The following is a 6,580-nucleotide window of genomic DNA, read 5'->3' as shown; positions in this document are numbered from 1 at the left end:
AATCTCTTCCTGGGCCGACACTGGAACCACAACAGATGAAGGAGAACGCCATGCAGGAGAGGCAACTTCCCTGATTCCGTGGAGCTGGGATATCAAAACAGGCGACAAGTTAGATATTAACGGAGGCGCAAAGCTGTATCATTGGAATACAACAGGCAATCCGACTACCTGGGAACTGACAGATGAATTTAAGAATGTTCCATCCTTTGACTTATATGAGACCACACAGCAGGGAAAAGTGAAAATTGGCACAATCTCTAATGACGGTGGCACAATCACCATCAACAGCAAGAAAAACACACCATATGTATTATATCCTTCTACAAGCACCCATGTACTGGAAGCAGCAGGAAACTGGGGTGAAGGAAGCCCGGCTAAAGATTTTGCGTTTAATGCAGAAAAATTTGCAGATGAAGGCGGTGTATGGGAAAAAACCGGAGATGCATCCATTGAGGTTGTACCGGGAAAAGTAAATTATGACATTTCCAAAGAAATGAGCGAAAACCGCTGGGATCGCTATGCACAGTTTAAGACAGAGGGCGGAACGCTGTCCCAGGAAATGACAGATCTGAAACCGGGACAGGACTACACCGTAGGTGTCTGGACAGAAACCCAGAACGGGCGTAAAGCTTCTATTGAAGTGACAATTGGAGATCAGACTTATACCAACTTTGTTACCGGTAAAGACGGAGTGCACCGCTCTTCCTTCAAATATGTGGGAACCAGATGGCAGAGAATGGATGTTGAGTTTACCGTTCCGGAAGGAGTAACCACAGCACAGATTAAGCTGACCGCAGAAAAAGGCGATGGAGTGGTTAACTTTGATGACGTAAAAGTATGGCAGCATACAACAACAGAAAATGATGTAAACAATTCAGATTATGTGCTCTATGAAGACTTTGAAAACACCTATGAAGGCTGGGGACCGTTAGAATATGGCGGCGGATCCAGAAAAATTCATATCGCATCCGACAGAAGCAATGCAAATGATAATAACGAAATTGTAAAGCCTGGCGAAGACAAAGTAGGACCTGTAATGACCTGGGTTTTAGATGGAGAAAACTCCTTAAAGCTCAACGAAAATGAAGTGGGCAGATATGTAGTTACAAATGAAAGCAGTTTAAAACTCCAGCCGAACACTTCTTATGATTTAACTTTCGATTATACATTAGAAGATGGCTGTGATTATGTAGTCTATGTAAAACCGGTAAGCCAGGGAGCAGAAGGAAAACTGGCATTCAAAGACCATGAAAATGCCACAGAGGTAAAACTGAAACATACCCCGACCTCCGGAGATAAGAAGACAAAGTCAACATTTAACGGTACATTCACTACGGGAGATGCTGAGGATTATCAGATTTACTTCTATGAAAAAGTTATTTTAAAACCAACGGATTCCAATCCGACATCTGCATATGCATTGATCTTAGATAATGTGGGCGTTAAATACAATTTTGAAGAAATGAAAAGCAAGTTACAGCAGCTGTATGATGCAAATAAGGATTTAAAGGAAGAAGATTATACAGCACAATCCTGGAAAGTATTTAAAGCAGCACTGGATGCAGCCAAAGAAGCATTAAGCAGCCAGGAGGTAACAACTGCAGAGTTGAAAGAAGCTTATGATGCTTTGGAAAAAGCAGTTTCAGGGCTGAAAGGGTATGGTGTCCTAGATAATCTTATTAAGCAGGCGGAAGCAGTTAAACAGGGTGAGTATTCGGCAAACAGCTATGCAAGGCTGGCATCAGCGTTAGAAAATGCAAAGAATGTAGACCGTAATAATCAGGAAGCAGTCATAGAAGCAGAAAAGAATTTAAAAGATGCAATAGATGGACTTGTAAGAACTGTTGAAGCACTGAATGCCTTGGATGAAGCGAAAAAAATCGTGCAGGGAGATTTTACAAAAGACTCTTTTACAGCTTTACAAAATGCGATTAAAGAAGTTGAAAACTTAATTAAGAACAGCTTAGAATTAACCCAGTCACAGTTAAATGCTTCTGTTGAAAGATTGGTTTCAGCGCAGAAAGCACTGGTAAAAAAAGTACAGAGCGCTGTTATTGAGCAATTAAAAACGATATATGAAGCATACAATGGGCAAGATAGTGTATATACTTCTAATAGTTTTTCTACAATGAAACAGGTATTGGCAAGTATAGAAGTTGCAATGGCAGATATATCAAATGTATCTGAAACTGAAGGTAATGAATTACTTAAGCAGGCAAAGCAGGCAGAAAGCCAGTTAGTAAAGCGAGCTGATAAGACAAAATTAAGAGAGGCATATGAGCGAGCTAAAACTCTTCCGCATAACCAGTACACAGATGTATCCATAAAAAAATTAAAAGATTTATTCCCGCAGATTGATGTTGCTCTGGCGGATATGGATATAGATCAAAAGTCAGTAGATAAAATTTATAAGAATCTTGAAGATGCAATCAACGGACTTGTTAAAATCGTAGAAGCCCAGAGCGCATTAACAGAAGCAAAGAAAGTAGTACAGGGTAATTACACAAAAGATTCCTATACAACTTTACAAAATGCAATCAAAGAAGTAGAGAACTTAATTGCCAACAGTGCCGACTTAACACAGGCGAAACTGGACGCAGCCGTTGTCAGAATGACAGCTGCACAGAAATCACTGGTAAAAGTAGTACAAAAGAATGTAGTTGATAGTCTGAGAATCATTTACAACGCTTATAACGGAAAAGATGCTGCTTATACATCCAACAGTTTCGCCGCAATGAAGCAGGTTCTGGCAAGAATAGAAAAAGTTCTGGCAGATACCTCAAATGTATCTGAAAAAGAAGGTTCAGACTTACTGGTACAGGCAAAAGCTGCAGAAAGCCAGCTGGTAAAACGTGCAGATAAGACGAAGTTAAACAGTGCTTATCAAAGTGCGAAGGCAATTTCATTCAGCAGGTACACAGACAAAACAGTAAAAGCTGTAAAAGATCTGTTCTCACAGATTGATGCGGTAATGGCAAATGCGAATGCAGACCAGAAAACAGTAGACGCACTTTATAACAAACTGAATCAGGCAGTAAAAGGTTTAGTGAAAAAGAGCATTACTTCAGTCAAATTAAATGTGAAGAAAAAGACGCTTGGAGAAAAAGAGAAATTTAAGTTAACTGTGAAGCTGAAACCATCCGGTGTCAGCGCAGGAACCCTTAAATGGAGCAGCAGCAATAAAAAGATTGTAACAGTAGACAAAAAAGGCAGAATTACGGCTAAGAAACCTGGTACGGCTAAAATTACAGTAAAAACAGCAAACAAAAAAAGTGCAAGCTGTACAATTACCGTAAGGAAAAAGCCTAAAAGTGTTACACTAACAGCGAAGTCTGATAGATTAAAAGTAAACAAGACCATGCAACTGAAGGCGAAGCTTTCAAAAGGAAGTGCAGGTAAAGTAACCTATACTTCCAACAAACCTAAAATTGCAACCGTAAGTGCCAGCGGAAAAGTAAAGGCATTGAAAAAAGGTACCGTTACGATTACAGTCAAAACTTATAATAATAAAAAAGATCATGTTACGATTAAGATTGTAAAGTAACATAGGAATGAAGGGAAAGCTTTGGCGTAAAAGTAGAATTTAAGGCAAGGAGGCAGCGCTCTCTGGTTAAGAATAACCAGAGAGCGTTTGCCTCCTTGTTTTGCGTGTATTATTTATTGGGGTTGACCAAAGGAACGAAAGATTGTCCAAGAACTGAACTTGTCCGATGCTTTTTGAATTCGTTTGGTGTCACATGAGTTACTTTTTTAAATACTCGGTAAAAATGCTGTATATTGTTAAAACCACATTCAAGGCTGATATCTATAATGGATTCAGTGCTGTTTAAAAGTAATTGCTGTGCTTCCAGAATCCTTTTATGCTGGAGATAATTAACAAGAGAGATTCCCATGGTCTTACGGAATACTCTGCAAATGTATGATTTGTCCAGATAAAAGATTTTTTCAAAATCCTCCAGTGAAATATCTTCGGAATAATGCCCATTGATATACTTTAGTATTTGTTCTACAGGAGACATGTCCGTTTCAGATTTTTCATATGCGGGCTGGTTTTTAAATATAACATATAGCTCCTGGAGGATAACAGAGGAGTATGTATTTAATAAATACAGGTTGGCAGAAGAAAATTGACTTTTATGGTAATACATATTGAAAAACAAACTGTTTATTCGGATGAAATCAGATACGGACAGCGAAGCTTTCTGATAAGACCTGTTCAGAAAAAGATTTAAAGCCTTTTTTACCATGGTGGGACTGAAAGCGTTTTTTATGTGTTCTTCAGTAAAATAGAAAACATAACGGATATAATTCTGCTTTTCCGGATAGATAATTTTATGTAACTTCCTGGGAGGAACAATTAAAACATCCTGTGAATGAAGATCGTAATGTATATCGTCAATATAGGCTTCTATATTAGCAGAGATATAAAAAATAATTTCAAAGCATTCATGATAATGAATCAGGGCATTCAGCTGTTCGGTTGGCAGGGTGATTTTATAAGTAATTTCAAAATTATTTACCAGATCATGATAATTGCTGTCAGCAGTTTCGTCCTGATGAACAGCATTTAAACTGGTATTATTTTCCATATAGTTCACCTTCTTCTTAATGATATGATTGAAATAGTATAACATATATTGCGAGTTAATAAAATATGTCAATATATGTTAGTACATAAAAATGTCCGCAAAATGAGTTAAGACAAACCAATAAATTATTAATATAATAAACTTATACAAAATAAACAAAAAAAATCCAATGCGGACTCAATTAATGTACTACATAATGAATAAAACCTATGATTATGAAGAAAGAGAGGAAGAAGGATGAGAAGGTACAAGAAAATGACAGGGGTAGTAGCAGGTGTGTTAACAGTGAGTTTATTAGCAGGATGTGCACAAACAAAGGGGGATGGAAAAGTAGAAACAAAGGGGGAAGAGAAAACGGAAATACAGGGGACTGAAGCAGTAAAAAAAGCGGAAAAACCTCAATTGCCATTGGCAGAAACCGGGAAAGAAACATTGACTATAGCAACTATGGATAACTGGTTTGCAACAAAAAGTTATAATGATAATCTTCCTGTCTATGAAGAGTTTGAAAAGTTAACCGGGGTTAAAATCGTTTGGGAAGCAATACCTATTAATGATTATGATCAGGTTATGGGAACGAGGCTGGCCTCCGGTAAAAATTTACCCGATATCTTTGTTATACCTTGGGAAGCAAATGCCGATCAATTAGGATTTGACGGTATTGCAATGCCGCTAAATCAGTTAATGGATGAGAATGCATATTATTTAAATCAGCTAATGGATAAATATCCGGTAGTCCGCTCGGGAATAACAGCTGCAGACGGCAACATCTATGCCTATCCAGGATTTGGCGAAGGATTTATAAATACAGCAAAAGAGCTGGAAACAGGAGAATTGACGGATCCGGGAGCCAATGTATGTCCAAATGTGTCGATGATCCGTAAAGACTGGCTGGATAAATTAAATCTCAAGGTACCGGAAACCGTTGACGACTGGTACAACGTTTTAAAGGCATTTAAGACCCAGGATCCAAATGGAAATGGTAAGGCTGATGAAATACCATTAACAGCAACATTTAATGTACGTGATATTTACCGTTTTGGAGAAGCATTTGGATTATACCGTTCCGGTAATGCAGAGTGCCGTTGGGATGTGGCGGAAGATGGAAAAGTTTTTTTCAAGGATACTACGGAAGCTTTTAAAAAGACATTGGAATTTTTAAATAAATTATATGTGGAAGGACTTCTGGATCCGGAATATGCAACAGCAGGTTATGATAAAACGTCAGAAAAAATCAGCCGGGATTTATTAGGATCCCTATCCAGTGACTGGATGTCTAATATTGCAACTTATAATGGGAATCTAAAAACGGCTGGGGTTGAAGATGCAAATTGGGTAGCAGTTAAACCAATTAAAAATCCGGAAGGAAAATCAATGATAACTAACCGCTGGTCAGTCTGGAAGACAGCAGCAATTTCCAAAGACTGTAAAAATCCCGAACTTGCGATGAAGTGGCTGGATTTCCAGACGCTATCTGCCCAGGGCGTTGCACTTACCAACTTTGGTGTTGAGGATATCAGCTATACAAAATCAGATGATGGTAAAATAACGTTAACTCAGGATGCTGTTCAGAACCCGGACGGAATAGGGGCTCAGGAGTATTTGCGATCATTAGGTGCATGGGGCCAGCTTCCTTATCCACAGGCGAAAGAAGGATATGAGGTATTATGGGCTGACCAGCCGGAGATTATTGAATTTGCCAATAGCTTTACAAGTGACCAGATACGGCAGCCGTTTCCAAATAGCGGAACAAAGGCGGCACTGGCTTTTACGGATGAAGAAAATGCAATACGTACTGAGGTTGAAACAAATATTGAAACTTATTGCGATGAAATGGCTATAAAATTTATAGAAGGAAAAGAGTCTTTGGATAAATTCGATGAGTATGTGGCTACTGTAGAATCCTATGGATTATCCCAGTTATTGGAGGTACACCAAAGTGCTTATGACCGGTTTGTGGCAAATTAGTTAATAGTTTAAAAGCAGAGTGC

At 38.6% G+C, this 6,580-nt stretch carries 3 protein-coding genes; 2 read left to right on the top strand and 1 reads right to left on the bottom strand.

Going from position 1 to position 6,580, the window contains the following annotated elements; all coding sequences use genetic code 11:
* Positions 1-3,544, top strand: a 3,544-nt coding sequence (locus RHS_RS27570) for an Ig-like domain-containing protein (protein ID WP_047834986.1), incomplete at its 5' end; no start/stop codon positions are given.
* A gap of 109 nt (positions 3,545-3,653) precedes the next feature.
* On the opposite strand, the gene RHS_RS32170 is transcribed toward RHS_RS27570, so the two are convergent.
* Positions 3,654-4,589, bottom strand: coding sequence for an AraC family transcriptional regulator (locus RHS_RS32170; protein ID WP_070043110.1), 936 nt, complete (start codon positions 4,587-4,589; stop codon positions 3,654-3,656).
* A gap of 237 nt (positions 4,590-4,826) precedes the next feature.
* Here RHS_RS32170 and RHS_RS27560 point away from each other — a divergent pair, with 237 nt between their 5' ends.
* A complete protein-coding gene (locus RHS_RS27560) occupies positions 4,827-6,557 on the top strand; it encodes an extracellular solute-binding protein (protein ID WP_395023606.1) in 1,731 nt (576 codons plus the stop codon).
* The last annotated feature ends 23 nt before the right edge of the window (positions 6,558-6,580 follow it).

The organism is Robinsoniella sp. RHS (assembly GCF_001029355.1).
Classification (GTDB): Bacteria; Bacillota; Clostridia; order Lachnospirales; family Lachnospiraceae; genus Robinsoniella; species Robinsoniella peoriensis.
The sequence above is the reverse complement of the archived record's forward strand: the minus strand, read 5'-3'. Positions and strand labels throughout refer to the sequence as shown.

Coding starts and splice junctions, on each gene's coding strand:
- RHS_RS32170 (WP_070043110.1), bottom strand. CDS start 4,589: ATGGAAAATAATACCAGTTTAAATGCTGTTCATCAGGACGAAACTGCT.
- RHS_RS27560 (WP_395023606.1), top strand. CDS start 4,827: ATGAGAAGGTACAAGAAAATGACAGGGGTAGTAGCAGGTGTGTTAACA.